Consider the following 26,021-nt stretch of genomic DNA (forward strand, 5'->3'; position numbering starts at 1 on the left):
GCACGTTCCGCGTCACCTGCTCCGCCGCCGCCGAGACCAGCTCCGACTGCGACGCCGACTCCTGCGCCGACCCCGACATCTGCATCGACACGCTCGACAGCTCCTCCGACGCCGACGCCAACGCCTGCGAGTTCGCATCCATCGCCCGCATCGCCTCCGACAACGAGTCGACGGCGTCGTTGTACGCCGTCGCCATCGCCCCGATCTCGTCGGTGCTGTCGACCTCGACCCGTTCGTCGAGCCGGCCCTCGGCCAGGCTGGCGAGGGTGGTCTTGACCCGGGCCAGGCGGCCCGAGATGCCGCGCGCGATGACGACGGCAAGGAAGGAGGCGACCAGGAGGCCGACGACCAGGACCACCACGACGCTGCGCGTCGTGGCCGACTGGAGCGCCTCAAGCTGCTCACGCTCCCCCTCGACGAGCTCGTCGACGTCGGCGCGGATCTCGTCGACGATGTCACCCAGCGCGCTGTCCTTCTCGACGATCTCGGCCACGAGCGGCGTGTCCGCTGCGCCCGCGCGCGACTTCTCGATGACGGCGAGGATCGAGCTCTTGTACTCGTCCAGGTGGCCGCTCAGCACGTCGAGGTCGTTCTCCAGCTCGCGAGTGAGCGCGTCGGTGCCGGTCAGGTCGATCGACGCCAGCTCGGCGTTGACCTCGTCGACGGTGGCGACGTCCTCCTCCGCCTCGGCGACGAGGTCCGCGATCGTCCTGGCGTCGGTGGCGACCATGACCTTGAGGGCATCGACCTTGAGCTCGCTGTTGCGGTTGTCGAGGTGGTACAGCTTCGCGGAGACCTGCTCGAGCGACTGCGCCTCCTCGCTGGCGACGTCGAGCTTCTGCAGGCTGGTCAGTCCGAAGGCGCCGACGACCACCCCGGGGGCCATGCAGGCGGCGCCCAGGACGAGCAGCTTCTTCGTCGTGCTGAGGTTCCGGAAGCCGAAGGACTTCCGCGTGGTGCTCTTGATCATGGCGCGCCCCTTCAGTGGCGTGGATGTGGGATGGTGTGCGGCCGTTCGAGACGGCGTGGAGAGGGGTACGGCGGTCAGGCGACGAGCTCGGTCACGGTGACCGCACGCTCGGTGTCGAGGAGGAGCATCAGCCGGTCGTCGAGCTTGCAGATGCCCATGACCAGCTCGCGGACCTCGTGGGGCACGGTGTCCGGCGGCGGCTCGAGCAGGCTCTCCTCGGCCTCGAGGACGTCACCGATCTGGTCGACGACGAGGCTCACGGGGCCGCCGTCGGCGGCTCGGACCACGACGCTCACCGAGCTGCTGCCGGCCTCACGCGCGGACAGCCCGAGCCGGGCGCGGAGGTCGATCGTGGTGACGATCTGCCCGCGCAGGTTGATCAGCCCGGAGACCTCGCGGGACGCGAGCGGGACAGGGGTGACCTCCTGCTGCTTGAGGACCTCCTGGACCGACGCCACGGGGACGCCGAAGAGGTGACCGTCGAGCACGAAGGTGCAGTACTGGTGCGACATGGAAGCCTTCCGTCAGTGCGTCGGCGCGAGCAGCGCCGGGTCGAAGGAGCCGATGGCCCGGTCGATGTCGATCAGCTCGGTGACGTGGCCGCTCACCACGGCGGACCCGTGGTGGCCGCCGGTGTCGAGGTGGCTGCGGACCGCGAGCTCCTCCTCGACGATGTCGAGGATCGCGTTGACCACCACGCCGATGATCCGGCCGCCGCTGTGGCAGACGACCACCTGGAGCCGGGCGGCCGCGTCGTCGCCGTACCCGCCGTGGAGCGCCGCGTCGAGGCGGAGCAGCGGCAGGATCTGGCCGCGGTACTGCACGACCTCGTGGCCGCCGGTCCGCTCGACCCGCGCGGGGTCGAACTCCTCGAGCCGGTCGACGGTCTCCAGCGGGATCGCCGCGCGGCGTCCGTCGGCGAGCCCGACGACCAGCAGCGCGCTGCGCTCGGCGGCACCGGACTCGGCGGCCGAGGAGCTGACGGAGTCGCGGCCGTCGAGGGCCATGCCCGCCTTGCGGGCCAGCGCCATCGTGTCGAGGATCAGCGCCACGTTGCCGTCGCCCATGATCGTCGCGCCGGCGTAGAGGTCGATGCCGCGCAGCTGCTTGCCCAGCGGCTTGACGACGATCTCCTCGGTGTCCTTGATGTCGTCGACCACCAGACCGAACTGGCGGTTGTCGGCCTGCAGCACCGCGATGTAGGTCGTCGGCCGCTCCACCGGCGGGAGGTCGAGCTGCTCCCGGAGGTCCACCAGCGGCAGCAGCCGCCCGCGGAGCCGGTAGACCGGCGCCCCCTGGACGCTCTCGACCTGGGCCCGGCTGCTGCCCTCGAGGCGGACCAGCTCCAACAGGTTGACCTGCGGGATCGCGTAGCGGTTCTCCGCCGCGGTCACGACGAGCGCCGGGATGATCGCCAGCGTCAGCGGGATCCGGATCCGGACCGTGGTGCCCTGGCCGGGGGTGCTGGCCAGGTCGATCGTGCCGCCGATCTTCTCGATGTTGGTCTTCACCACGTCCATGCCGACACCGCGGCCCGAGACGTTGGTGACCGCCTTCGCGGTCGAGAACCCCGCGTTGAAGATGAGGTTGATCGCCTCGCGGTCGGAGAGCGCGGCGGCCGCCTCGCGGGTCATCATCCCGCGGTCGACCGCCTTCTCGCGGAGCTTGTCGGGGTCGATGCCGGCGCCGTCGTCGGCGATCTCGATGTTGACCTGACCGCCCTCGTGGAAGGCGCGCAGGACGAGCACGCCCTGCTCCGGCTTGGCCTTCGCGCGGCGCGCGTCGGGGGCCTCGATGCCGTGGTCCACCGAGTTGCGGACCAGGTGGGTCAGCGGGTCGCGGACCGCTTCGAGGATCGTCTTGTCGAGCTCGGTGTCGCGCCCCTCCATGCGGAGGTCGACGCTCTTGCCGAGCAGCAGGGAGAGGTCGCGGACGACTCGCGGGAGCTTGCTCCACACGTTGTCGATGGGCTGCATCCGCGTCTTCATGACGCCTTCCTGCAGCTCACCGGCGATCAGGTTCAGCCGGTGGGTGGTCCGCTGGAGCTCGATGTCCTCGCGGGTGGCGGCGCGCTGCAGCATCTGGTTGCGGGTGAGCACCAGCTCGCCGACCAGGTTCATCAGCGAGTCGAGGAGCGCGACGTCCACGCGGATCGTGCTGTCGGCGACGGTGCGGCGGTGCGGTTCGTCTGCCGCGGCATCGGCCGCGGCCGGGGCGACCGCCTCGACGACCTCGACAACCTCGACAGCCTCGACAACCTCGACAACCTCGACGACCGGCGCAGCAGCGGCCGCCGGAGCCGGCACGCTGCCGGTCTCGAGGACCTGGGTGATCCGGGCGACCAGCTCGGCGTAGTCGTCGTCGCCCTCGGCGCCGGTCTCCTCGATCTTGGCGAGGAGGTCCCGGACCGCGTCGACCATCTCGAGGAGCACGGTGGTCATCGCCGGGTCGAGCTTCATCTCGCCGTCGCGCAGCCGCGAGAGCAGGCTCTCCCCCACGTGGGTCACCGACTCCAAGGTGCCGAAGGCGAGGAACCCGCTGGTCCCCTTGATGGTGTGCAGCGTCCGGAAGACGCTGGAGAGCAGCTCCCGTGAGGCCGGGTCCCGCTCGAGCTCCACGAGGTCACGGTCGAGCTGGTCGAGGTTCTCGTGGCTCTCCACGAGGAACTCGCTGACGATCTCGTCCAAGTCGTCCAACGAACATGCCTTCCTTGTGACCGCGCGGTCCCCGCACGACGCGGTCCGCAGGACGAGCCCCGACAGGCACAGGCGCTCGCGGGGGCTCGTTCCTCTATTTCGGCACCGCGGCCCCGCACTTGAGGACTCTCCCGGGCGACGTCGAGGGAGCCACCTGCCCGCTCACGCGGTCGGCCCGCGATGATGGGCCGGTGACCCCACGCCGCCTCCTCCTGTACGTGGGGGTCGTCCTCCTCGCCTTCAACCTCCGTCCCGCCGCGTCCAGCGTCGGGCCGGTGCTCGAGGACCTCTCCTCCGCGCTCGCGATGGGTGAGGTCTCGACCTCGGTGCTGACCACGCTGCCGGTGGTGGCGTTCGGGATCTTCGGCGCGGCGGCCCCCTGGCTCGCCGCCGCCACCGGCATGCACCGGCTGACCTTCCTGGCGCTGCTCGCGGTGGTCGCCGGGCTGCTGTCGCGGGCGCTGACGGACTCCGTGACCGTCTTCCTCGTGATGTCGGTGCTGGCCCTGGCCGGGATGGCCACCGCGAACGTCCTGCTCCCCTCGCTGGTCAAGCTCCACTTCCCCGACAAGGTCGGCCCGGTCACCGCGGCGTACACCACGTCGCTGGCGGTCGGGCTCACGGCCGCCTCGATGCTGACCGTGCCGGTCGCCGACCTCGGCGGCTCCTGGCGCTGGGGGCTCGGCGCCTGGGCGGTGACCGCCCTGCTCGCCGCGGCGCCGTGGCTCTCGCTGGTCGTCCACGACCGCCCGGGGCCGGACCCCGAGGACACCGAGCGGCGGACCTCGCTGCGGCAGGTGGCGGGCACCCGGCTGGGGTGGGCGATGGCGCTGCTGTTCGGGATCCAGTCGGCGCACGCCTACACGATCTTCGGGTGGATGGCGACGATGTACCGCGACGCCGGCTTCTCGGCCGCGACGGCGGGGCTCCTGCTCGGCGTCGCCACCGGCATCACCATCCCCACCTCGCTGTGGCTCCCGGCGGCCGCGGCCCGGCAGCAGGACCAGACCCGGCTGATGCTCTGGCTGATCGCCTGCTTCCCGGTCGGCTACCTCGGGCTTGCGTTCGCGCCGGACGTGGTGCCCTGGCTGTGGGCCGCGCTGCTCGGCCTGGGGTGCGGCGTCTTCCCGGTGGTCCTGACCCTGATCGGGCTGCGCAGCCGCAGCCACGACGGTACGGCGGCCCTGTCGGCGTTCACCCAGGCGGCCGGGTACGTCATCGCGGCGTTCGGACCGTTCTGCATCGGACTGCTCCACGACGCGACCGGAGGGTGGACGTGGCCGCTCGTCGCGCTCGCGGTGAGCGCCCTGATGATGGCCGCGCTGGCACCCGGCGCGGGCCGACCGATGACGATCGAGGAGCAGCTCGAGGCACGGGGGTGACCGTCCCGGGTCAGCCGGTCGGCTGCTGACGGACCACGAGCACCGAGCACGCCGCGTAGCGCACGACCTGCTCGGCGACGGAGCCCAGCAGCATCTGGCGGAACCCGCCGCCCCCGCGGCTGCCGACCACGAGCAGGTCCGCGGTGTGCGAGGCATGGATCATCGCCTTTGCGCCGGCGCCGTGCACGACGTGCACCTCGGCCTGCGCGTCGGGCACCAGCGCGTCCACCCGCTTCCGGACGGCGGCGAGCGTGGCGTCCTGGAGCTCGAGCACGCTCGGCACGACGCCGCGCGGGACGTCGGTGGGCCACTCGGCGTTGACGATGGTCCAGGCGCGGAGCACGTGCAGCGGCAGTCCGCGCCGGGCGGCGTCCTCGGCCGCCGCCTTGATCGCGAGCGCAGCGCACGCCGAGCCGTCGTCACCGACGACCACGCCGCCCTCGGGGGTGAACTCGATGACCTCGCGCTTGTCCGTCATGACCCCATGATGGTGCACGACGTGGGAAGCGCCGACGATGACCCAGGTGGACGGCACCTCGACCGTGCCCCGAGACGGACCCTGCGGCCCGGCATCTGCGAGTGGTCCTGTGTCGACCACCGCCGGCTCTTCCTCCCAACTGCCCCCTTCGATACCGCGGCTCCTCCGGGGACAAACATCGCTACGTCGTAAGGCTTGCGGAACCGTGGAATGGTATGGACATGAGCAACCAGACGAACCTCCGCGGGCTGCGCTCCGGACTCACGTTGAACTACCCGCAGTCCCTCGGGGTGTTCGACGACTACGCCGAGGCGCAGAAGGTCGTCGACTTCCTCTCCGACCAGGAGTTCCCGGTCGAGAACTGCCTGATCGTGGGCACCGACCTGAAGCAGATGGAGCGGGTTACCGGACGGCTCACGATGTCCCGGGTCGCCGTGGGCGGCCTCGCCTCCGGTGCGTGGCTGGGGCTCTTCGTCGGGCTGATCTTCTCGCTGTTCGGCGAGGAGGACGTGCTGGCGATGATCCTCTCGACCGCGCTCTTCGGTGCGCTGTTCGGCGTCATCTGGGCGCTGGTCGGCTACGCCGCGACGCGGGGCCGCCGGGACTTCAGCTCGGTGAGCATGATCGTGGCGACGAAGTACGAGGTGCTCGTCGAGCACAAGCACGCGGCGCGGGGGCGCGAGCTGCTGGCCACGATGCCCGGCTACCGCAACCAGCAGCTGTCCTGAGCCCGGGTCACCCCTCGTCGGGGTCGTCGGGAACGACCACCGGACGGAGCCTGGACCAGACCACGAAGAGCGCGGCGCTCACCAGCAGCGCGATGCCGGTCCAGAGGTTGACGTTGAGCCCGTCGGACTTGGCCAGGTCCGCGTCGCTGGTGCCGAACAACCCCGTCAGCAGCAGGATCACGCCGTAGATCCCGAGCAGCGAGCCGATGAAGACCCGGATGTCGAAGGCTCCGGCCTCGTGCTTGCGCTCCGCCATCACTTCTCCTCACACCTCTCGTCGACCGGGCTCATGCGAACAGGACGTTCAGGCCGACCACCATCACCAGGGCGATGCCCGCGAGGATCGTCGGCTTCTGGTACCACGCCAGCTCCTGCTCGTCCGGGTCGTGGAAGTCCTTCCGCGGCGTCAGCGACCAGACCAGCCCGCGCAGCTCGGACTCCGGCTTCGGGGCGGTGACCACCGTGACCAGCACCGAGACCAGCACGTCGACGACGAACGCCGCGCCGGCCGCGACGAACGCACCGCCCTGGCCGCCGATCGCGATCGTGCCGGTGACGTCCTCGCTCAGCACCCAGACCGTGACCGCGGCCGCCGTACCCGCGACGAGGCCGGTCCACCCCGCCGTGGGGGTCATCCGCTTCCAGAACATCCCGAGGATGAACGTCGCGAACAGCGGCGCGTTGAAGAAGCCGAACAACGTCTGGAGGTAGTCCATGACGTTGGAGTACGACGCCGCGAACGTCGCCGTGCCGATCGCGATCACGGTGGCGGCGACCGTGGCCACCCGGCCGACGCCGGTGTAGTAGTCGTCCTCGCGCTCCTTGACGACGTAGGTCTGCCAGAGGTCGTAGGAGAAGACGGTGTTGAACGCGGAGATGTTCGCCGCCATGCCGGCCATGAACGACGCGAGCAGCCCGGCGATCGCGAGGCCGAGCATCCCGTTGGGGAGCAGGTCGCGCATCAGGTAGAGGATCGACTGGTTGTACTCGACCGAGCCCTGGCCGGTCTCCTTGAACTCCACGATCTCCTGCACCGAGATCGCCGCGATCATGCCCGGCACGATCACGATGAAGGGCACGAACATCTTGGGGAACGCGCCGATGATCGGCGACCGCTGCGCCGCCGACATCGAGCTGGACGCCATCGCGCGCTGCACCTCGACGAAGTTCGTCGTCCAGTAGCCGAAGGAGAGCACGAAGCCGAGGCCGAAGACGATGCCGATGACCGACAGCAGCTCGCTGTCGAAGCCGGCGAGCGCGGTGCCCGGCCACGACGAGAGCTGCTCCTCGCCGCCCGGCCCCTGGGCAACCTTGTCGGTGAAGCCGTCCCAGCCACCGACCTTGTGCAGCCCGACGAGGGTCAGCGGCAGCAGCGCGGCGACGATGATGAAGAACTGGAGGACCTCGTTGTAGATGGCCGCCGACAGCCCGCCGAGGGCGGTGTAGGTGAGCACCACCGCGGCGGCGACGATCAGCGAGACCCACAGCGGCCAGCCGAGGAGGATCTCGACGATCGAGGCCAGCAGGTAGAGGTTGATCCCGGCGATCAGCAGCTGGGCGACCGCGAAGCTGATCGCGTTGACGAGGTGCGCGGTCGGGCCGAACCGGCGGTTCATGAACTCGGGGACCGAGCGGACCTTGGAGCCGTAGTAGAACGGCATCATCACGATGCCGAGGAACAGCATCGCCGGGACCGCGCCGACCCAGAAGTAGTGGAACGTCGGGTAGCCGTAGTCGGCCCCGTTGGCGGACATCCCGGTGATCTCGACCGCGCCGAGGTTGGCGGAGATGAACGCCAACCCGGTCACCCACGCCGGGAGCGAGCGCCCGGAGAGGAAGAAGTCGATGCTGCTCGACACCGAGCGGCGGGCCATGATCCCGATGCCGAGGACGAAGGCGAAGTAGAACGCCACCAGCAGGTAGTCGATCCAGTTCGCGTCGAGCCGCAGCTGCGACTCGGCAGCCAGCACCATCCGCGCCTCCTCGTCACCGCAGCACCCGTGCCCCGGCCGTGGGGTCGGCCCACGGCCAACGAAGATGCTTCCCCCGTTGTCGGTTCTTCACGCCTCGGCGCCGGGCGCCCGGGTCGCGCGGCTCAGGCGAGCGGCACGACCCGTCCCGCCACGCACCACCGCACGTCCTCGGACTCCGCGGCCACGCGTGCGTTGAGCCGCCCCATGAGGTCGCGGAACCGGCGCACGGCCGCGCTCGGCGGGACGACCCCCTGGCCGACCTCGTTGGTGACCGCCACGACCCGGCGGGAGGTGCGGCGCCACGCCACCACCAGCTCGTCGAGGGCCGCGCCGACCGCGGCCTCCGCGCCATCGCTCCACGCGGCGTCGTCCCATGCGTCGTGCTCGTCCATCACGCGGGTGAGCCACAGCGTCAGGCAGTCGACGAGGAGCGGCCCGCCGTCGGTGCCCAGCAGCCCGGGGAGGTCGAGCGTCTCGAGGGTCTGCCAGTGGTCCGGACGCTCGGCGCGGTGGCGGTCGACCCGGGCCCGCCACTCGGGGTCGTCGTGGTCGACGTACGACGTGGCGACGTAGGTGACGTCGGGCTCGGCCGCGAGCAGCCGCTCAGCCTCCCGGGACTTGCCCGAGCGCGCCCCGCCGACGACGAGCGTGCGGCGCGCACCGGGGACGGGCGCGGGGGCGGCCCCGCCCGTGCTCAGCCGGGTGCCGTCCGGGACCGTCCGGGCGCCCCACGCCGCCAGCCGCCGGTCGAGCTCGCCGGTCGGCGGGTTGTGGTGGGAGAGGTGGACGGCCACGACGTCGGTCGCGTCGGTGACCGCGCCGACCGCCCGAAGCCGCCGCAGCTGCTCGGGGAAGCTCGCGAGGTCGAGGTGGTCGGTGCCGTGGTCGGTACGGTCGCCGAAGGTCTCCTCGAGGAACACCACGTCGAACGCCGCGCCGCGGACCGCCTCCACGGTGGCCTCGGGCAGCGGCCCGGTGTCGGTGGCGTAGAGCAGCCGGCCGGTCGGGGCGGTCACGTCGTAGAGGACGGTGGAGCCCGGGGTGCCGTGGTGGGCCGTGAGCACCCGCACGTCGTACGCCCCGACGGTCAGCCGCTCCCCCGGCCCGACCGCCCGGAAGACCACGTGGCTGCCGGGCGCGAGCCACATCCGGCACTGCTCGACCACCTCGGGCGGGCCGACGACCTCCAGCGGCTCCTCGGTCGTCCACGAGCGGTAGAGCAGGAACGACGGCGAGAAGTGGTCGGGGTGCTGGTGGGTGAGCAGCACGTGGCGGAGCCCGCGGAGGTCGGCGCCGGCGCGCTGGACGGCCGGTGGCGTCTCGGGACCGCAGTCGAGGAGCAGGCAGCCGTCGACGAGCAGGGCGGTCTGCCCCCGGTGGCGGCCGGCACCCCGCTCCGTGGAGCACGAGGCGCAGCCGCAGTACGGCGTCGGCCAGCCGTCGGCGGCGCCCGTCCCCGTCACCAGCACGTCCACCGGCGCAGCATAGGCTCGGCTCGCCCACCGACGAGGAGGTCCCATGGCGTCGCCGGCCACCAACCCCGCACCGCTCGACCCGCCGGACCCTGCCGTCGCCGCCGCGGCTGCCGAGCGGCTCGCCTCGCTCGCCGTCCCCGCCGGGGCGCTGGGCCGCCTCGGCGACCTCGCCGTGCAGCTCGCCGCTGCGCAGGGCGAGGTGCCGCCGCGGCCGCTCGACGACGTGCGGCTGGTGATCTTCGCCGGGGACCACGGGGTCGCCGCGCACGGCGTCTCTGCCTACCCCTCCGCGATCACGGCGGCGATGGTCCGCACCTTCGTCGCCGGCCGAGCCGGCGTCTCGGCGCTCGCCGCCACGCACGGCGTGCGCGTGCGGGTGCTCGATCTCGGGGTCGACGACGACCTCGCCGACGTGCCGGAGGCGGTGCGGGCCCACAAGGTACGCCGGGGCAGCGGGGCGATCCACGTCGAGGACGCCCTGACCCGTGACGAGGCCGAGCGGGCCTTCCGGGTGGGCCTCGAGACCGCGCACGCGGAGGTGGCCGACGGGGCGCAGCTGCTGCTCTCGGGCGACATGGGGATCGGCAACACGACGCCGGCGGCCGCGCTGGTCGCCTCGCTGCTCGGCCTCCCGGCCGCCGAGGTCACCGGCCGCGGCACCGGCATCGACGACGCGACCTGGGCCCACAAGGTCGACCTCGTGACCCGGGCGCTGCACCGGGTGGGGGCGCGCGTGGACGACGACCCCTTCGAGGCGCTCGTCGCCCTCGGCAGCGCGGACCTCGCGGCGACGACCGGCTACGTCGTGGGGGCGGCCGAGCGGCGGAGGCCCGTGCTCCTCGACGGGCTGATGTCGGTGGCCTGCGCGCTCGTCGCCGACCGGGTCCGCCCCGGTGCCGCAGCCTGGTTCGTCGCCGGCCACCGCTCCCCCGAGCCCGCCCAGGCGCTGGCACTGGAGAAGCTCGGGCTCGTCCCCCTGCTCGACCTGGGGCTGCGGCTCGGCGAGGGCAGCGGCGCGGTGGCGGCCGTCCCGCTGCTGCGCGGCGCGGTCGCGCTGCTCCGCGACGTCGCGCTCCTCGCCGACCTCGGGTGAGGGTGCGGGACGGCTGGCGGCTCTCCGTCGGCACCCTGACCGCCCTCCCCGTCGCGCCGCCGGCGGAGGTGACGAGGGGCACCGCGCGGCTGGCGGTGCTGCTCGCGCCGGTGGCGGTCGCCCCCCTGGCACTGCTCGTGGTGGCCGCCGGGCTGCTGGTCCGGGAGACCGCCGTGCCGGTGCTGCCGGCGGCGGTGCTCGCGGTCGGCGTGCTCGCGCTCGGGACCCGCGCGCTGCACTGGGACGGGCTCTCGGACGTGGCGGACGGGCTCACCGCCTCCTACGACCGGGAGCGGTCGCTGGCGGTGATGAAGTCCGGCACCTCGGGGCCGGCCGGCACCGTGGCGGTGCTCGTCGTGGTGCTCCTGCAGGTCACCGCCCTGGCAACGCTCCTCGGCGAGCTGCGCGGCGCCGTGCTGGCGGCCGCGCTGGTCTGCCTCTCCCGCGGGGCGCTCGCCGTGGTGTGCAGCTCGGGCGTGCCGCCGGCACGCACCGACGGGCTGGGCGTGGGGTTCACCGGGTCGGTGCCGGTGGCGGCCACGGCGGTGCTGTGGCTGGGGCTCGCCGCGGTCGCCTCCGCGGTCGGCGCGTGGGCCGGGCTGCCGTGGTGGCGCGGGGCCCTCGCGGCCGCGGTGACGCTCCTCGCCCTGCTGTGGCTGGTGCGCCGGACGACCGCCCGGTTCGGTGGGGTCACCGGCGACGTGATGGGGGCCGCCGTCGAGGTCGCACTCGCCACCGCGCTGCTGGTCTGCGCCGGCTGACCTCCACCGTCGTCAGGCTCCCGGGCGGGACGGGCACCGACCAGTCGACTGCCCGTGGCGCACGAGGTGGAGCAGCACGATCGTCACGGCCGCTCCCCCGCACGCCTTCGGGCGGTCACCAGCAGCAGGAAGGCGGCGGCCTCCGCCGCCGCGAACGCGCCCGCCACGGCGGTGTCGTCACGCTCGGTGACCAGGAGCACCACCGCGGCAGCGGCCAGGCCGGCGCCCCAGGCCCGGGCCAGTGCCCGGGTGGAGCCGCCCGCCATGACCAGCGCGGTGGCGGCCAGCCCGCCGAGCGCGAGCACGCTCCCGGCCGCGACCCAGCCGCAGACCGCCGCCGGCGCCACGACGTCGGCTCCGAAGACCAGCTCCACCAGCGGCGGGCCGAGCCACCCGCCGAGCGGGAGCGCGACCGCGGCGAGCGCGAGGGTCGCACCGCCGAGCAGCCACCGCTCCCGGGTCAGCGCCCCGGCGTCCCCGGCGACGGACTGCCGGGTGAACCGGGCGGTCAGCTGCGGCACCGCGCCCACCGCCACCGTGTACGGCGCCCGGAACAGCGCGAGGGCCGCGAAGAGCCCGGTCACCTCCCGGGGCGCCGCGCCGGAGAGCGCCAGGACGACCGGCCCCCCGGTCAGGACCAGCTGCGAGAGGAGCTGCCCCGACGCCGCCCCGCCCAGGAACGACCACCACCGGACGCCGGTGGGGCCACCGCCCCGCGACCGGAGGTGCAGCGTCGACGGCCACAGCACCCCGACGCCCTGCGCGGCGACCAGGACCACCCCGAACAGCAGCGGCGAGTCGACGCCGGTCACCAGCAGCACCCCGGCCGCGACCACCCGCACGCCGTTCTCCGCGACGAGCGCCAGCCCGGCGGCACCCCAGCGACGGCGACCGGCGAGGACCCCGCGCACCAGTCCGACGTACGCCGAGCCGAGCACGAGCACCCCGAGGAGCACCGGGAACCCGACGCCACCGACCCCGAACAGCGGGTCACGGCCGAGCAGCGCCACCAGCGTGCAGAGCACCGAGACCCCGAGCACCGTCGAGCCCAGCCCCGGCAGCGCCGCCCGTACGTCGTGCTCGTCGCCGCCGGCCGCGGTGACCGTGCGGACCACCCAGTGCTGGACCGGGAAGGCGAGCGCCGCACCGGCGAAGGACCACAGCGTCCAGAGGACGGAGACGGGGGCCGCGTCGTCGGCGCCGAGCGCCCGGGTGACCACCGCGAAGAAGACGTAGGCGAGGACGCCGCTCGCGAGCGACCCCAGAGGGAGCGCGAAGGAGCGGTCCCGGCGCAGCCCCATGGACGGGCACGATAGCCCCGCCGAGGCCCGGAACGGGACCAGGGACCCGGTCCGGGCTATGGTGCCGCGGTGCGTGCAGCGGTGGTGGGGCTCGGCTACTGGGGCCCGAACCTGGTCAGGAACATCGCGGGGTCTCCCGCCACCGAGCTGGTCGCGCTCTGCGACCAGGACGAGGGGCGGCTCGCCTCGGTGGGGGCGAGCTACCCGTCGGCCCGGACGACGACCGACAGCGCCGCGGTGCTGGCGGCCGACGACGTCGACGCGGTCTGCATCGCCACCCCGGTCTCGACCCACCACGACCTGGTCCGGGCGGCGCTCGAGAGCGGCAAGCACGTGCTCGTGGAGAAGCCGTTCGTGACCTCGGTCGAGGAGGCGGAGCAGCTGGTGGCGCTCGCCCGTGACCGCGGGCTGGTGCTGATGCTCGACCACGTCTTCCTCTACAGCCCGGCGGTCCGCCGGCTGGCGACGGCCGTGCAGGACGGCGAGCTCGGCGACCTGCAGTACATCGACTCCGTCCGCATCAACCTCGGGCTGGTGCAGCACGACGTCAACGTGCTCTGGGACCTGGCCGCCCACGACCTCTCGATCATCGACCACCTCGTCGGCCGGCTCCCCCGCAGCGTGTCGGCGTTCGGCGAGGCGCACCAGGGCCACGACCTGGTCGACGTCGCCTACCTCCACCTCGACTACGGCGACGGGCTGATCGCCTCGGTGCACGTCAACTGGCTCTCCCCGGTGAAGATCCGGCACTTCCTCGTCGGCGGCAGCCGGCGCAGCGCGCTCTACGACGAGCTCGACCCGTCCGAGCGGCTGAAGATCTACGACCGCGGCGTCGACTCGACCCCCGACCCGGAGAGCCGCCGGCGCATCCTGGTCAGCTACCGCTCCGGTGACGTCGTGGCTCCGGCCCTCGAGCCGGTCGAGCCGCTGCGCGCGATGGTCGAGCACTTCGCCGACTCCGTCGCGCGGGGCGCCGCCCCGCTGTCCGACGGCGAGCAGGGGCTCCGGGTGGTCCGGATCCTCGCGGCCGCCGACCGGTCCCTCGCCGCCGGAGGGGCCGCCGTGACCCTCGACGCCGGAGGTGGCGCATGACCGACCTGAACCGCATCGCCCCCGACGTCGTCCTCGGCGACAACGTCTCGGTCGTCGCGTTCGTGAACCTCTACGGCTGCACGGTCGGCGACGACACCAGGATCGGCCCGTTCGTCGAGATCCAGTCCGGGGTGACGGTCGGCGCGCGGTGCAAGATCTCCAGCCACACCTTCATCTGCGAGGGCGTGACGATCGAGGACGAGGTCTTCGTCGGCCACCACGTCTGCTTCACCAACGACCGCGACCCCCGGTCCACCAACCCCGACGGCTCCCTGCAGACCGCCGACGACTGGGAGCTGCTCACCACCGTGGTCCGGCGCGGCGCGAGCATCGGCTCCGGGGCGGTGATCCTGCCCGGTGTGGAGATCGGCGAGGGCGCGCTCGTCGGCGCGGGTGCCGTCGTCACCCGCGACGTCCCGGCGGGTACGGTCGTAGCCGGTGTGCCCGGGCGACCCCTGCGCCCCCGAGCTTGAGGAGACCCCCCGCGTGAAGGTGCCCTTCGTGGACCTGACGAGCCAGCTGGCATCGATCCGCCCCGAGGTCGACCGGGCCGTCGCGGAGGTGCTCGACCGCGGCGCCTTCGTGCTCGGCCCGGGCGTCGCCGAGTTCGAGGAGCAGTTCGCCCCCGCGACCGGGCGGCGCCACGCGATCGGCGTCAACTCGGGCACCTCCGCGCTCCACCTCGCGCTCCTGGCGGCAGGGGTCGGGCCCGGCGACGAGGTCGTCACCACCCCGCACACCTGGATCTCGACCACCTGGGCGATCAGCTACGTCGGCGCGACCCCGGTCTTCGCCGACGTCGACCCGGTGACCGGCAACCTCGATCCGGCCGCGGTCGAGGCCGTGCTCACCGACCGCACCCGGGCGATCCTCCCGGTCGACCTCTACGGCCACCCCGCTCCCCTGGTGGAGCTCGAGCGGCTCGCCGCCGACCGTGGAGTCGCGCTCGTCGAGGACGCCGCCCAGTCGCACCTCGCCACCCTCGACGGGAGGCCCGCGGGGAGCTTCGGCACCCTCGGCTGCTTCTCGTTCTACCCCGGCAAGAACCTCGGTGCGGTCGGCGAGGGCGGCGCGGTGGTGACCGACGACGACGAGCTCGCCGCGCGCGTCCGGCGGCTCCGCGACCACGCACAGGACGGCCGCCACCACCACGTCGAGGTCGGCTACAACTACCGGATGGAGGGGCTGCAGGGGGCGGTGCTCACCGTGAAGCTCCGCCACCTCCAGGAGTGGACCGACGAGCGCCGCCGGGCCGCCGCCCGCTACGCGGAGCTGCTCGCCGACGTCGAGCAGGTGACCCTCCCCGGCGTCGCCGAGGGCGTCGCGCCCGCCTGGCACCTCTACCCGGTCCGGGTCGCCGACCGCGACACGGTCGCCCAGAAGCTCGCCGAGGCGGGCATCGCCACGGGCGTGCACTACCCGACCCCGGTGCACCTGCAACCGGCCTACGAGCACCTGGGCCACGGCCCCGGGAGCTTTCCGAACGCCGAGCAGTACGCCGCCACCTGCCTGTCCCTGCCGATGTTCCCCGAGCTCACCGCCGAGCAGCAGGAGCACGTCGCCACCCAGCTGCGCTCCGCCGTAGGAGGCTGACATGACCCGCGTCCCTCTCGTGATCGGCGGCGCCGGCTTCATCGGCTCGGCCCTGGTCCGCGAGCTCGCCGAGCAGGGCCCGGTGCGGGTCCTCGACGACCTCTCCACCGGCAAGCGGGAGAACCTCGAGGGCGTGCCGGGCGTCGACCTCGTCGTCGGCTCGATCCTCGACGAGCAGCTCCTCGAGGCGACCGTCTCCGGCGTCGGCACCGTGTACCACCTCGCCTGCCTCGGGGTCCGGCACTCCATCCCGCACCCGGTGGCCAACCACCAGGTCAACGCCCTGGGCACGCTCGCGGTGCTCGAGGCGGCCCGACGCCAGCGGCTCGACCGCGTCGTCTACTGCAGCACCAGCGAGGTCTACGGCACCGCCGAGCGGGTCCCGATGGACGAGGGGCACCCCACCTGGCCGCACACCGTGTACGGCGGGTCGAAGCTCGCCGGGGAGGCCTACACCCGGGCCTACCACGTCACCTACGGCATGCCCACGGTGGTGCTCCGCCCGTTCAACGCGTTCGGTCCGCGCTCCCACCACGAAGGGGACAGCGGCGAGGTCATCCCGAAGTTCGTCGTACGCGCGAAGAACGGGTTGTCGCCCGTGGTCTTCGGCGACGGCACCCAGACCCGCGACTTCACCTACGTCGAGGACACCGCCCGCGCGATCGTGGCGGCCGGCACCAGCGAGCGGGCCGTCGGCGAGACGGTCAACGTCGGCAGCGGCCACGAGATCACCGTCCTCGAGCTGGCGAGGGTGGTCGCCGAGGTCGTCGGCCGCAGCGACCTGCAGCCGGAGTTCCACCCTCCGCGCCCCGGGGACGTGCTCCGGCTCTTCGCCGACTCCTCCAAGGCCGCCGACGTCCTCGGCTGGAAGCCGCAGGTCTCGCTCGCCGAGGGGCTGGGCCGGCTGGTGGCCTGGCACGACGAGCAGGGCACCGACTGGGCGAAAGCGCTGAGCGAGGACGTGACCCACAACTGGGAGACCCCCGCATGAGCGTGCGCATCCCGGTGGCCCGCCCCGAGATGGGCGAGCCGGAGTGGCAGGCGATCCGCGAGGTCGTCGAGTCCGGGTGGGTCACCCAGGGCCCGCGCGTCGAGGCGTTCGAGAAGGCGATGGCCGAGTACTGCGGCGCCGAGCACGGCGTCGCGGTCTCCTCCTGCACGACCGCGCTGCACCTCGCCCTCGTGGTGGCCGGGGTCGGCCCCGGCGACGAGGTGGTCGTGCCGTCGATGTCGTTCATCGCCACCGCCAACGCGGTCGCCCACACCGGCGCCACCCCGGTCTTCGCCGAGGTCGAGCCGGACACGTTCAACCTCGACCTCGCCGACGTCGAGCGCCGGATCACCGAGCGGACCCGGGCTGTCCTGCTCGTGCACCAGCTCGGGCTCCCCGCGGACATCGACGGGACCCACCGGCTGGCCGAGCGGCACGGGCTCGCGGTCGTCGAGGACGCCGCGTGCGCCGTCGGCAGCTCCTACGCCGGCGGCCGGATCGGCTCGCACTCCGAGCTCGTCTGCTTCTCCTTCCACCCCCGCAAGCTGCTCACCACCGGTGACGGGGGCATGGTGCTGACCTCCAGCGCCGAGCACGCCGAGCGGCTGCGCCGGCTGCGGCAGCACGGGATGAGCGTCAACGACCGGGTCCGCAGCTCCTCGACGTCGGTGATCCGCGAGTCCTACCTGGAGGTCGCCTGGAACTACCGGCTCACCGACCTCCAGGCGGCGATGGGCATCGAGCAGCTCAAGCGGCTGCCGGCGATGCTCGAGCGCCGGGCGGCCCTGGCGGCCCGTTACGACGCGGCGCTCGCCGACCACCCGCTGATCGACACCCCGCCGGTGCCGGAGGGCGTTACCTGGAACGTGCAGACCTACACCGCCCGGCTGCGGGGCGCCGACGCCGCCGCCCGGGACGCGGTGATGCAGCACATGCTCGACGCCGGGATCGCCACGCGCGCCGGAGTCATGACCGCCCACCGCGAACCGGCGTACGCCGATCGTGGCTGCTCGCTCCCCGTCAGCGAGCGGGCCAGCGACGGCTCGCTGGTGCTCCCGCTCTTCCCGGCGATGACCGACGACCAGGTCGACGAGTGCGCCCGGGCGCTCGTCGAGGCGGTCGCGGCGACCGGGCTGGGCTGACCCGTGGCCGCACGACGGCTCCCCGACTTCGTCATCGGCGGCGCCCCCCGCAGCGGGACGACCCTCCTGGCGAGCCTCCTCGACCGCCATCCGCGGCTGTGGCTGGCCAAGCCGCTGCGCCCGGAGCCGAAGTTCTTCCTGGTCGACGAGCTCTACGCCGAGGGGCTGGACCGCTACGCCCGGTGGTTCGACGACGCGCCCCCCGACGCGGTCGTCGGGGAGAAGAGCACCAACTACCTCGAGAGCCCGGTCGCCGCCGAGCGGCTCGCCCGCGCCCTCCCGGAGGCGCGGCTGGTGTTCGTGCTCCGCGAGCCCGCCGCGCGGACGGTCTCGAACTACCGGTGGTCGGTGATGAACGGCATGGAGGACGAAGAGTTCGAGCGCGCGCTCGAGCTCGAGGAGGAGCGGGAGGCCACGGTGCCGACCGACCTGCGCTACGCCCGGCCGCACGCCTACGCCTCGCGGAGCCGCTACGCGACCCTGCTCCGCCCGTGGCTCGACCGGTTCCCGCGCGACCACGTCCTCGTGCTGCGGTTCGAGGAGCTCGTCGGCGACCCGGGCGCCGCCACCGCGCGCGTCCATCGGTTCCTGGGCGTCGAGCCGCGCCCTGCGCTCGTCGACGACGTCGACCTCGACCCCGCCACGGTGAACCCGTCCTCGGGGCCGTGGACCCCCGACCCGGCGACCCTGCGCCGCCTGCGCCGGCAGTTCGCCGAGGAGAACGAGGTCCTGGCCGCGATGCTCGGGCCCGAGTTCGAGCCCTGGCCCGAGGAGGAGCCACCCCGATGAACAACGTGCCCCCCAAGGTGCTGGTCGTGACACCGGTGTTCAACGAGGAGGAGAACCTACCCGACTACGCCGAGACGGTCGGCCGCGTCCTCCTCGACGCGCCGGGGCTCGACGTCCGGGTGCTCCTCGTCGACGACGGCTCCAGCGATTCCAGCTGGCAGGTCATCGAGCAGCTCGCCGCACAGGACGACCGCATCCGGGGGCTCCGCCTCTCCCGCAACTTCGGGTCGCACGTCGCCCTCAGCGCCGGCTTCGCGCACGCCGACCCCGACTGCGACGCGGTGGCCACCCTCGCCTGCGACCTCCAGGACCCGCCGGAGGTGGTGCTCGAGTTCGTCGAGCGGTGGCGCGACGGCGCCGACATCGTCTGGGGCGAGCGGCGCACCCGCCAGGACTCCGCGTGGAAGGTCTGGACGAGCCGCGTCTTCAACCGCGCCCTGGAGCGCCACGCGATGCCGCGCGGCAGCCTCTTCACCACCGGCAGCTTCCTGCTGGTCGACCGCGCCGTCCTGGAGTGCTTCAACCAGTTCCGGGAGCACAACCGCATCACCTTCGCACTGGTCGCCTGGACCGGCTTCGACCAGGTGCGCGTCCCCTACGACCGGGCGGCGCGCACCAAGGGCGCCTCCGGCTGGACCTTCGCGAAGATGATGAAGGCGATGTACGACGCATTCATCGGGCTCTCCACCCTCCCGCTGCGGGTGATGAAGGTGGCGGCCGTCGGTGCGTTCCTGGTCTCGCTGCTGCTTGCCCTCTACGTGCTCGGGGTGGTGTCGCTCCAGGGCTCGCAGGTCCCCGGCTGGGCGAGCCAGGTCATCCTCGTCTCGGTCTTCTTCGGCGTGCAGTTCTCGCTGATGGCGATCGTCGGGGAGTACCTCCACCGGATCTACATCGAGTCGATGCGCCGCCCGCTCTACTTCGTCAGCCGGGACACCTCCGCGCCACCACACCCCCGTCGGGGCTGATCGGCTCAGCCGCCGGAGAGCTCGTAGACCGTGGCGTTGGCGGAGCGGAACCTCTCGACGGCGTGGTCGCCGATCGCCTCGTCGTACGGCGCGGTGTGGTCGACGAAGACCCAGCGGACGCCGCGCTCGTACAGCTCCTCGGCGGCCTGCCGGGTCGGGTCGGTGTAGAAGCCGTCGTTGAGCTCGAGCAGCTCCGGGTCCCAGAACGGCACCGTCCGCGGGTTCTCGTCGGGCGACTCCACCGAGGTGTTGGCGCGCATCGTGTAGGCCCACCCCTCGAGTAGCACCGACCGCTCGGTGTAGGCCGCGACGAAGAAGCGCCGGGCGTCGCAGGTCGCCTGGCGCCGCGGCGAACGGCAGTGCCGGTTCGACATCACGAGCTCGTCGGGGTCGGAGTGGTCGCGGACGTACCTCGCCGCCTCGACCTGGTCGGAGGCGAAGGCGCTGGGGGTGCGGGCGGTGGCCTCCGACGGCGTGCTCCGGCCGTAGGGGTCCACCGAGAGCGCTCCGGCCGCGCAGGCCGTCGCCGCGACCGCGGCAGCCAGGGCGGCCCCGCGGCCCCGGAGGAGGACGGCGGCCACGAGCCCCACGACCGCCAGGAACACCAGGAGCTGGACCCACGAACCGGTGAGGGAGCCGGCGGCACCGTCGCCGCCGGCGAGCCGCACGGCGAGGGCGACGGCCGCCCCGAGCACGGCGGCGCCGGCGAGGAGCCGCCACCCGGCCCGCTGCCACAGCCGGGCGAGCCCCCAGCCTGCTCCGACCGCGACCGCGACCTCGGCCGTCATCACGAAGTAGAGCTGGCTCAACCCGTAGTGGCGGAAGGCGACGAAGGCGCCGTACGCCGCCACCGCCGTGCCCAGCAGGAGCCACGGCCCCGGGTCGGTGCGGGTGGCCCGGTCGCCCAGGAGCGCGAACAGCGCGACGACCGGGACCACGGCCACCAGCAGGCTGAGCGCCGTGATCGCCAGCCCCGTGCCGAGGGTGAGGTCGTCGCCGAGGCCGAACCGCGTGGCGTTCACCCGGGCGAGCGACGTGAAGGGGGTCAGCACCATGCCGCCCTCGCCCCCGCCGAAGACCAGCCGCATCAGCACCAGCAGGACGGCGCCGGTGAGCACGGTGTCGAGGGCGACGGTGCGCAGCCGGCTCCGGTCGACCACGGCGACCACCACCGTGGCGACCAGGCAGCCCGCGAGCAGCACCGGGAGGACGGTGCCCTTCGCGCCGCCGCCGACGACGAGCAGCAGCAGGAGGACGAACAGCGACCCGCGGGGGGCCTCGCCGCGCCACCGCAGGACCAGCAGCGCCAGCAGGGCGGCGAGGACCAGCGAGCCGAAGCTCTGCGTCGGCGAGTGGAGGGCGAAGGGCGTCCACGCCTCCGGGAAGGCGCCGAGGTCGAGGGAGTGGGCGACGAAGGCGAACCCGGCCGCCAGCGGGCCGGCGACCGCGAGCCCCGACAGCCGCACGGCGACCACGGCGACGACCAGCGGCAGGGCCACGGTGAGAAGCACCGGCGCGAAGCGGAGCAGGACCTGGTCGAGCGAGGCTCCCGAGACGGTGCCCAGCTGCGCCATCCAGGCGTGGGCGAACCAGTGGTACTCCAGCGGCTCCCCCGCCACCTGCGGGTAGTGCGGCGGCCACCGGTGCGTGACCTCCCCCACGAGCGCCAGGTGGTAGGGCTGGTCCACGTAGCTCGCCCCCCACCCGTCCCAGGACACCGAGGTCGAGCGGAGCACCGGCACCGAGACCCAGACCGCGGCGACCGCGGGCACCACGGCGAGCGTGCCCCACCAGGCCGGCAACGGCGCCCAGCGGGCCGCGCGGACCCGCGCCCGGGTCCCCGGGACGGCGAGCAGCGCGCCGGCGACGAGCAGGGGCGCCGCGGCGGCCGCGGCCGCGAGGCCGGTGACCAGGGCCAGCAGCTGCGCGGGCACGGCGAGCGCCGCGCCGCAGCAGAGCCCCAGGGCGAGGTCCTCGACGAGCCACCCGTCCCGCGGGCGGACCGCCCGCCACACCAGGACCCCCGGGAGCACCTGCGTTCCGAGCAAGGTCAGGAAGGCGAGCAGCAGGTCGCCCGCGGCACCGTCGTCCGCGATCGCCAGGACCAGCAGGACACCGACGGCGAGCAGCGTCGGCAGAAGGGTGGGGAGCTCGCGCACGACGCTCGTCCCCCGAGTCTCGCGAGCCACGCGGTCATCATGCCGCACTCATCTCTCCTCGGTGGAGCTGAGGGGACTCGAACCCCTGACCCCCTCCATGCCATGGAGGTGCGCTACCAGCTGCGCCACAGCCCCGCCGCCCTGAGCAGGACCGGCCGGAGCCGTTCCCTCTCGAGCAACCTGGGTGATCCTAGCCAATGCCCTCACGGGTTGCGAAATCGCCCACCCCGTAGTCGAGCAGCTTGGGGGCCCGTCCCTCCGGGAGGACCACCGTCGTCCACTGGCAGTTGCCCAGCACCGCGAGGGTGCGGGCCGCCGCCTGGTCCCACCCGAGCAGCCCGACGAGCGCCAGCTTGATCGCCGCCCCGTGGGACACCGCGACCCCCGTCTCCCCCGGCTCGAGCACCGCCGCGAGCTCCCGCACCGCAGGGACGACGCGGCCCGCCACGTCCTCGTCGGACTCCGCCCCGGGCACGCCGCGCAGCTGCTCGCCGAGCCCGACGCCGTCGGCGGTCCACGGGAACCGCTCGACGGCCTCGTCCCAGGTCAGCCCCTGCCGCTCCCCCACCGAGAACTCCCGCAGCCGGGGGTCCTCCTCGACGTGCAGGCCGGAGGCGGCGGCCACCGCGTCGGCGGTCTGCCGGGCCCGGGGCAGGTCGGAGGACCAGAGCCGCGCGGGGCGCAGCGCGGCGACGAGCGGCGCGACGGCGCGCGCCTGGGCCTCGCCGACCTCGTCGAGCGGGACGTCGGCGTGGCCCTGGGCACGCCGGACGTGGTTCCAGTGGGTCCGGCCGTGGCGCAGCAGCACCAGCCGCCGCGCCGGGCGGTCGTGGGGGTGGGTGGTCACGCGCCCGGGGTGCCGTCCCGGCCGCTGGTCACCGTCTCGGGCAGCTCGATCAGCGGGCAGTCGCGCCAGAGCCGCTCGAGGGCGTAGAAGGCGCGCTCCTCCTCGTGCTGGACGTGCACGACGATCTCGACGTAGTCGAGGAGCACCCAGCGGCCGTCACGCTCGCCCTCCCGGCGTACAGGCTTGGCGCCGCAGGCGCGCAGCCGGTCCTCGACCTCGTCGACGATCGCCCGCACCTGGCGGTCGTTCGAGGCCGAGCAGAGGAGGAACGCGTCGGTGATCACCAGCTGCTCGCTGACGTCGAAGGCGATGATGTTCTCGGCGAGCTTGTCGGACGCCGCCTCGGCGGCGGCGCGGACGAGCTCGAGCGCGCGGTCGGTTGCAGTCACGGGGTGCTCTCGGTGATCGGTTCGTCGGACTCGTGGACGGTGGGCGGCTCGGGACGGTAGAGCCGGTGCTTGCTGATGTACTGGACCACCCCGTCCGGGACGAGGTACCACACCGGCTCCCCCCGCTTGGTGCGCTCACGGCACTCGGTGGAGGAGATCGCCAGCGCCGGTATCTCGACGATAGCCACCCGGTCCGAGGGCATCCCCTCGAGGACCGAGGTGTCGGTGTCGTAGCCGGGCCGGGTGCAGCCGACGAAGTTCGCCAGCTCGAACATCTCCTGGGCCGAGCGCCACTGCAGGATGTTCGCCAGCGCGTCTGCGCCGGTGATGAAGTAGAGCTCGGAGTCCGGGTGCTGCCGGGCGAGGTCCTGCAGCGTGTCGATGGTGTACGTCGGACCCGGCCGGTCGATGTCGACGCGGGACACGGTGAACCGGGGGTTGGAGGCGGTCGCGATGACCGTCATCAGGTAGCGGTGCTCCGCCGGGGCGACCTCACGGTCGGACTTCTGGTAGGGCTGGCCGGTCGGCACGAACACGACCTCGTCGAGGTCGTACCACGCCTGGACCTCGCTCGCGGCGACGAGGTGGCCGTGGTGGATCGGGTCGAAGGTGCCGCCCATGATCCCCAGCCGCCGCGGGCGCGGGGACTCCGCCGGGCCGGTCACGGGCGCCGAGCCGAGGGCTCGCCCGTCAGGAGTGCTCGCGGCCGCCACCGAAGAAGATCAGGACGGCGAGCAGGAAGAGGAGCACGACGAGCGTGCCGCCCCCGATGAGGTAGGGCGTGCTGCCCGCCGACTCGTGGTGCTCCCCCGCCTCGGAGGCCAGGACGACCAGCGTGTGCGCGACTGACGACATGGGCGTCACCTTATCGCGCCCGGCTGCTCCGGCTGCGCAGGCACCGGGAGTCCGAGCCGCCCCAGCCGGACCAGCCCGGCACACTTGAGGACGAGCAGCGCGGTCGCGATCACCACGCCCACCTCGACCCACCCGGTGACCAGGAGCAGCACCGCGAAGAGCGAGGAGTTGACGGCCTTCCCCGGCTTCGACCAGTTCCACAGCCACAGCGGGCGGTCGACGACGAAGAAGTAGTTCGGGCTCCGGATCGGCCACGCCAGGAAGGCCAGCGACAGGAAGCAGTCGACGACCATGAACTCGGCGAGGTAGATGAGGATCGCCGGCGTGTAGTCCGGCTCCAGCCACATCAGCCCGATGTAGAACGCCGCCGCGCAGAACCGGTCGCAGAGGATGTCGAGGGCGGCGCCGATCCGGGTCTCGCAGCCGCGGACCCGGGCGACGAACCCGTCGAGCATGTCGCCGACCCAGTAGACGACGAGCGCCGCCACCAGCCAGGAGAGCTCCTGCTCGTGGGCCGCCCAGCCGGCCAGCGCCACCGCCACGACGGTCCGGACCCCGGTGACGACCGTGGCCGAGGTGGCCACCCGCTCCGCCTCGACGTCGGTCCAGACGTCGAGCGTGCGGGGGTCAGCGAGTGTGTCCATGCCCGGTCACGACGTACTTGGTGGAGGTGAGCTCGGGGAGCCCCATCGGACCGCGCGCGTGGAGCTTCTGCGTCGAGATGCCGATCTCGGCGCCGAACCCGAACTCCCCGCCGTCGGTGAACCGGGTGCTGGCGTTGACCATCACCGCCGCGGAGTCCACCGCCGCGGTGAACCGCTGGGCAGCGCTCTGGGAGTCGGTGACGATCGCCTCGGTGTGGCCCGACGAGTAGCGGCGGATGTGCGCGACGGCCGCCTCCAGGGACGGTACGACGGCCGCGGAGATGTCGAGGGAGAGGTACTCCGCCTCGTGGTCCTCCTCGGTCGCGGCCACCACGCCGTCGTGCTCCTGGAAGGCGGCGTCGCCGTGGATCGTCACGCCGGCGTCCTGGAGCGCGCGGACGATCCGCGGGAGGAACTCGCCGGCGACCGCCTCGTGGACCAGCAGCGACTCGGCGGCGTTGCAGACCGAGGTGCGGTGGGTCTTGGAGTTGAGGACGATCCGCTCGGCCATGTCGAGGTCGGCGGCCTCGTCGACGTACACGTGGCAGTTGCCGGTGCCGGTCTCGATGACCGGCACCGTCGACTCGAGGACCACCGAGCGGATCAGCCCGGCGCCGCCCCGAGGCACCAGCACGTCCACGAGGCCGCGGGCCCGCATGAGGACCTTCGCGGCGTCGTGGCCCTCGCCGGGCACCAGCTGGACGACGTCGGCGGGCAGCCCCCCGCTCTCGACCGCCGCGCGCAGGACCTCGACGATCGCGGTGTTCGAGTGCAGTGCGCTCGAGGAGCCGCGCAGCAGGGCGGCGTTGCCGGACTTCAGACAGAGCCCGGCGGCGTCGGCGGTCACGTTCGGGCGGGCCTCGTAGATGATCCCGACCACCCCGAACGGCACCCGCACCTGCCGGAGCTGGAGCCCGTTGGCGAGCGCGGAGCCGCGGACGACCTCACCGACGGGGTCGGGCAGCCCGGCGACCTGGCGGAGCCCGTCGGCCATCCCCCGCACCCGCTGCTCGTCGAGCCGCAGCCGGTCGATGATCGACTCGGGCGTGCCGCCGGCGCGGGCGGCCGCCACGTCCTGCTCGTTGGCCGCGAGGAGCTGCGGGACCGCGGCGACCAGCGCGTCGGCCATGGCGTGCAGCGCGGCGTCCTTGCGGTCACGGGTGGCCACCGCCAGCTCGTGCGCGGCCTCGCGGGCACGCACCGCGACAGCGGTGACGGCGGTCTCGACGTCGGTGGACATGGGGCAAGCCTAGGTGCCGGTGCGCCCGCGGGGCGCGCGGGTTCAGAGGTGGAGCGGGAGGACGGCGAGGTCGGGGCCGTTGTCCGGCTCGAGCCGCTCCTGCCAGGTGTCCTGCTCGACGACCTCGAGGCCGACGACCTTCCAGGACGGCAGGGCTGCCTCGTCGCGGTACTCGTTCCACAGCCGCAGCGCGAGCGAGGCCGCATCGACGAGCGTGGCCGCCTCGTCCCAGTAGACGATCTCGGCCCGGTCCGCGGAGAAGCGGAGCGAGGTCAGGAAGGGGCGGAGCGCGCTCAGCCGCTGCAGCGCACCCCGCACGATCAGCGGCTCCATCGGCGAGCCGGCGACCGTGACGGTCACGTGCCACAGACGTGCGTCGTCGGTCACGGTCTCCCCATCCAGTCCTGCAACTACCACCCGCGACCCAGTGTTGCGCCTCCGCCGGGGTCGCGTCTCCG

Annotated in this window: 27 protein-coding genes and 1 tRNA gene; 11 read left to right on the plus strand and 17 right to left on the minus strand. The window is 73.2% G+C overall.

The window, feature by feature from the left end; genetic code table 11:
* From FIP57_RS14290 to FIP57_RS14300, 3 genes are all read right to left on the minus strand, one after another.
* Nucleotides 1–970: HAMP domain-containing protein (locus FIP57_RS14290; protein ID WP_148574231.1), on the minus strand; the 970-nt coding region annotated here is incomplete at its 3' end.
* Between the two features lie 74 nt (nucleotides 971–1,044).
* On the minus strand, nucleotides 1,045–1,482 hold the full coding sequence (locus tag FIP57_RS14295; protein ID WP_148574232.1) for a chemotaxis protein CheW: 438 nt from the start codon (nucleotides 1,480–1,482) through the stop codon (nucleotides 1,045–1,047).
* Between the two features lie 12 nt (nucleotides 1,483–1,494).
* Complete coding sequence (locus FIP57_RS14300; protein ID WP_148574233.1) at nucleotides 1,495–3,666, minus strand: chemotaxis protein CheA; 2,172 nt, start codon at nucleotides 3,664–3,666, stop codon at nucleotides 1,495–1,497.
* A gap of 191 nt (nucleotides 3,667–3,857) precedes the next feature.
* On the opposite strand from FIP57_RS14300, the gene FIP57_RS14305 reads away from it, so the two are divergent.
* On the plus strand, nucleotides 3,858–5,048 hold the full coding sequence (locus FIP57_RS14305; RefSeq protein WP_148574234.1) for an MFS transporter: 1,191 nt from the start codon (nucleotides 3,858–3,860) through the stop codon (nucleotides 5,046–5,048).
* Nucleotides 5,049–5,058: 10 nt separating this feature from the next.
* On the opposite strand, the gene FIP57_RS14310 is transcribed toward FIP57_RS14305, so the two are convergent.
* Complete coding sequence (locus FIP57_RS14310; protein ID WP_148574235.1) at nucleotides 5,059–5,526, minus strand: universal stress protein; 468 nt, start codon at nucleotides 5,524–5,526, stop codon at nucleotides 5,059–5,061.
* 221 nt (nucleotides 5,527–5,747) lie between these two features.
* Here FIP57_RS14310 and FIP57_RS14315 point away from each other — a divergent pair, with 221 nt between their 5' ends.
* Nucleotides 5,748–6,254: a YflT domain-containing protein gene (locus tag FIP57_RS14315; RefSeq protein ID WP_148574236.1), complete on the plus strand. Its 507-nt coding sequence runs from the start codon at nucleotides 5,748–5,750 to the stop codon at nucleotides 6,252–6,254.
* Between the two features lie 7 nt (nucleotides 6,255–6,261).
* Here the strand turns inward: FIP57_RS14315 and FIP57_RS14320 are convergent, their stop codons facing one another.
* From FIP57_RS14320 to FIP57_RS24080, 3 genes are all read right to left on the minus strand, one after another.
* Nucleotides 6,262–6,510 (minus strand): hypothetical protein, encoded by a 249-nt coding sequence (locus FIP57_RS14320; protein WP_148574237.1) that lies wholly within the window; start codon nucleotides 6,508–6,510, stop codon nucleotides 6,262–6,264.
* A gap of 31 nt (nucleotides 6,511–6,541) precedes the next feature.
* Nucleotides 6,542–8,227 (minus strand): sodium:solute symporter family protein, encoded by a 1,686-nt coding sequence (locus FIP57_RS14325; RefSeq protein WP_148574238.1) that lies wholly within the window; start codon nucleotides 8,225–8,227, stop codon nucleotides 6,542–6,544.
* A 122-nt stretch (nucleotides 8,228–8,349) separates the two neighbouring features.
* Entirely contained in the window at nucleotides 8,350–9,702 is a 1,353-nt protein-coding gene (locus FIP57_RS24080) for a bifunctional adenosylcobinamide kinase/adenosylcobinamide-phosphate guanylyltransferase (protein WP_148574239.1), read from the minus strand.
* A 43-nt stretch (nucleotides 9,703–9,745) separates the two neighbouring features.
* Between FIP57_RS24080 and cobT the strand changes: the two genes are divergently transcribed.
* Both cobT and FIP57_RS14340 read left to right on the plus strand, forming a co-directional pair.
* On the plus strand, nucleotides 9,746–10,795 hold the full coding sequence (gene cobT / locus FIP57_RS14335; RefSeq protein ID WP_148574240.1) for a nicotinate-nucleotide--dimethylbenzimidazole phosphoribosyltransferase: 1,050 nt from the start codon (nucleotides 9,746–9,748) through the stop codon (nucleotides 10,793–10,795).
* Nucleotides 10,792–11,556: an adenosylcobinamide-GDP ribazoletransferase gene (locus FIP57_RS14340; RefSeq protein ID WP_238993489.1), complete on the plus strand. Its 765-nt coding sequence runs from the start codon at nucleotides 10,792–10,794 to the stop codon at nucleotides 11,554–11,556. The genes cobT and FIP57_RS14340 overlap by 4 nt, the downstream gene beginning before the upstream one ends.
* Nucleotides 11,557–11,639: 83 nt before the next feature.
* Here FIP57_RS14340 and FIP57_RS14345 read toward each other — a convergent pair whose 3' ends face one another.
* Nucleotides 11,640–12,857 (minus strand): polysaccharide biosynthesis protein, encoded by a 1,218-nt coding sequence (locus FIP57_RS14345; RefSeq protein ID WP_162529818.1) that lies wholly within the window; start codon nucleotides 12,855–12,857, stop codon nucleotides 11,640–11,642.
* Between the two features lie 69 nt (nucleotides 12,858–12,926).
* Between FIP57_RS14345 and FIP57_RS14350 the strand changes: the two genes are divergently transcribed.
* The 7 genes from FIP57_RS14350 to FIP57_RS14380 are packed head-to-tail and all read left to right on the plus strand — an operon-like array spanning nucleotide 12,927 to nucleotide 19,429.
* Complete coding sequence (locus FIP57_RS14350) at nucleotides 12,927–13,949, plus strand: Gfo/Idh/MocA family protein (RefSeq protein WP_148574242.1); 1,023 nt, start codon at nucleotides 12,927–12,929, stop codon at nucleotides 13,947–13,949.
* Entirely contained in the window at nucleotides 13,946–14,422 is a 477-nt protein-coding gene (locus FIP57_RS24340) for an acyltransferase (protein WP_148574243.1), read from the plus strand. The genes FIP57_RS14350 and FIP57_RS24340 overlap by 4 nt, the downstream gene beginning before the upstream one ends.
* Before the next feature lie 13 nt (nucleotides 14,423–14,435).
* Nucleotides 14,436–15,542, plus strand: coding sequence for a DegT/DnrJ/EryC1/StrS family aminotransferase (locus FIP57_RS14360; protein WP_148574244.1), 1,107 nt, complete (start codon nucleotides 14,436–14,438; stop codon nucleotides 15,540–15,542).
* 1 nt (nucleotide 15,543) lies between these two features.
* The gene (locus FIP57_RS14365) at nucleotides 15,544–16,533 is read left to right on the plus strand and encodes a GDP-mannose 4,6-dehydratase (RefSeq protein ID WP_148574245.1); all 990 of its coding nucleotides are present in this window, start codon (nucleotides 15,544–15,546) and stop codon (nucleotides 16,531–16,533) included.
* The gene (locus FIP57_RS14370) at nucleotides 16,530–17,675 is read left to right on the plus strand and encodes a DegT/DnrJ/EryC1/StrS family aminotransferase (RefSeq protein WP_148574246.1); all 1,146 of its coding nucleotides are present in this window, start codon (nucleotides 16,530–16,532) and stop codon (nucleotides 17,673–17,675) included. The genes FIP57_RS14365 and FIP57_RS14370 overlap by 4 nt, the downstream gene beginning before the upstream one ends.
* Before the next feature lie 3 nt (nucleotides 17,676–17,678).
* Nucleotides 17,679–18,464 carry a sulfotransferase family protein gene (locus tag FIP57_RS14375; RefSeq protein WP_148574247.1) on the plus strand — a complete coding sequence of 262 codons (786 nt, stop codon included), beginning with the start codon at nucleotides 17,679–17,681 and terminating at the stop codon, nucleotides 18,462–18,464.
* The gene (locus tag FIP57_RS14380) at nucleotides 18,461–19,429 is read left to right on the plus strand and encodes a glycosyltransferase family 2 protein (RefSeq protein WP_148574248.1); all 969 of its coding nucleotides are present in this window, start codon (nucleotides 18,461–18,463) and stop codon (nucleotides 19,427–19,429) included. Before FIP57_RS14375 ends, FIP57_RS14380 begins: the two co-directional genes overlap by 4 nt.
* Nucleotides 19,430–19,434: 5 nt before the next feature.
* Here the strand turns inward: FIP57_RS14380 and FIP57_RS14385 are convergent, their stop codons facing one another.
* The 9 genes from FIP57_RS14385 to FIP57_RS14420 all read right to left on the minus strand — a co-directional run bounded on the left by FIP57_RS14385 (nucleotide 19,435) and on the right by FIP57_RS14420 (nucleotide 25,950).
* Nucleotides 19,435–21,618 (minus strand): hypothetical protein, encoded by a 2,184-nt coding sequence (locus FIP57_RS14385; protein WP_148574249.1) that lies wholly within the window; start codon nucleotides 21,616–21,618, stop codon nucleotides 19,435–19,437.
* A 32-nt stretch (nucleotides 21,619–21,650) separates the two neighbouring features.
* Nucleotides 21,651–21,723, minus strand: a tRNA-Ala gene (locus FIP57_RS14390).
* Nucleotides 21,724–21,778: 55 nt separating this feature from the next.
* The gene (locus FIP57_RS14395) at nucleotides 21,779–22,435 is read right to left on the minus strand and encodes a histidine phosphatase family protein (protein WP_162529819.1); all 657 of its coding nucleotides are present in this window, start codon (nucleotides 22,433–22,435) and stop codon (nucleotides 21,779–21,781) included.
* A complete protein-coding gene (gene rsfS, locus FIP57_RS14400) occupies nucleotides 22,432–22,824 on the minus strand; it encodes a ribosome silencing factor (protein ID WP_148574251.1) in 393 nt (130 codons plus the stop codon). The genes FIP57_RS14395 and rsfS overlap by 4 nt, the downstream gene beginning before the upstream one ends.
* A complete protein-coding gene (nadD, locus tag FIP57_RS14405; protein WP_275266166.1) occupies nucleotides 22,821–23,489 on the minus strand; it encodes a nicotinate-nucleotide adenylyltransferase in 669 nt (222 codons plus the stop codon). The genes rsfS and nadD overlap by 4 nt, the downstream gene beginning before the upstream one ends.
* Before the next feature lie 25 nt (nucleotides 23,490–23,514).
* On the minus strand, nucleotides 23,515–23,679 hold the full coding sequence (locus FIP57_RS23715; protein WP_203231273.1) for a hypothetical protein: 165 nt from the start codon (nucleotides 23,677–23,679) through the stop codon (nucleotides 23,515–23,517).
* A gap of 5 nt (nucleotides 23,680–23,684) precedes the next feature.
* Nucleotides 23,685–24,323: a CDP-alcohol phosphatidyltransferase family protein gene (locus FIP57_RS14410; RefSeq protein ID WP_148574252.1), complete on the minus strand. Its 639-nt coding sequence runs from the start codon at nucleotides 24,321–24,323 to the stop codon at nucleotides 23,685–23,687.
* The gene (locus FIP57_RS14415; RefSeq protein WP_148574253.1) at nucleotides 24,307–25,563 is read right to left on the minus strand and encodes a glutamate-5-semialdehyde dehydrogenase; all 1,257 of its coding nucleotides are present in this window, start codon (nucleotides 25,561–25,563) and stop codon (nucleotides 24,307–24,309) included. Before FIP57_RS14415 ends, FIP57_RS14410 begins: the two co-directional genes overlap by 17 nt.
* Nucleotides 25,564–25,605: 42 nt before the next feature.
* Nucleotides 25,606–25,950: a hypothetical protein gene (locus tag FIP57_RS14420; RefSeq protein ID WP_203231274.1), complete on the minus strand. Its 345-nt coding sequence runs from the start codon at nucleotides 25,948–25,950 to the stop codon at nucleotides 25,606–25,608.
* Between the last annotated feature and the right edge of the window lie 71 nt (nucleotides 25,951–26,021).

This window comes from Nocardioides caldifontis (assembly GCF_008087345.1).
Taxonomy (GTDB): domain Bacteria; phylum Actinomycetota; class Actinomycetes; order Propionibacteriales; family Nocardioidaceae; genus Marmoricola_A; species Marmoricola_A caldifontis.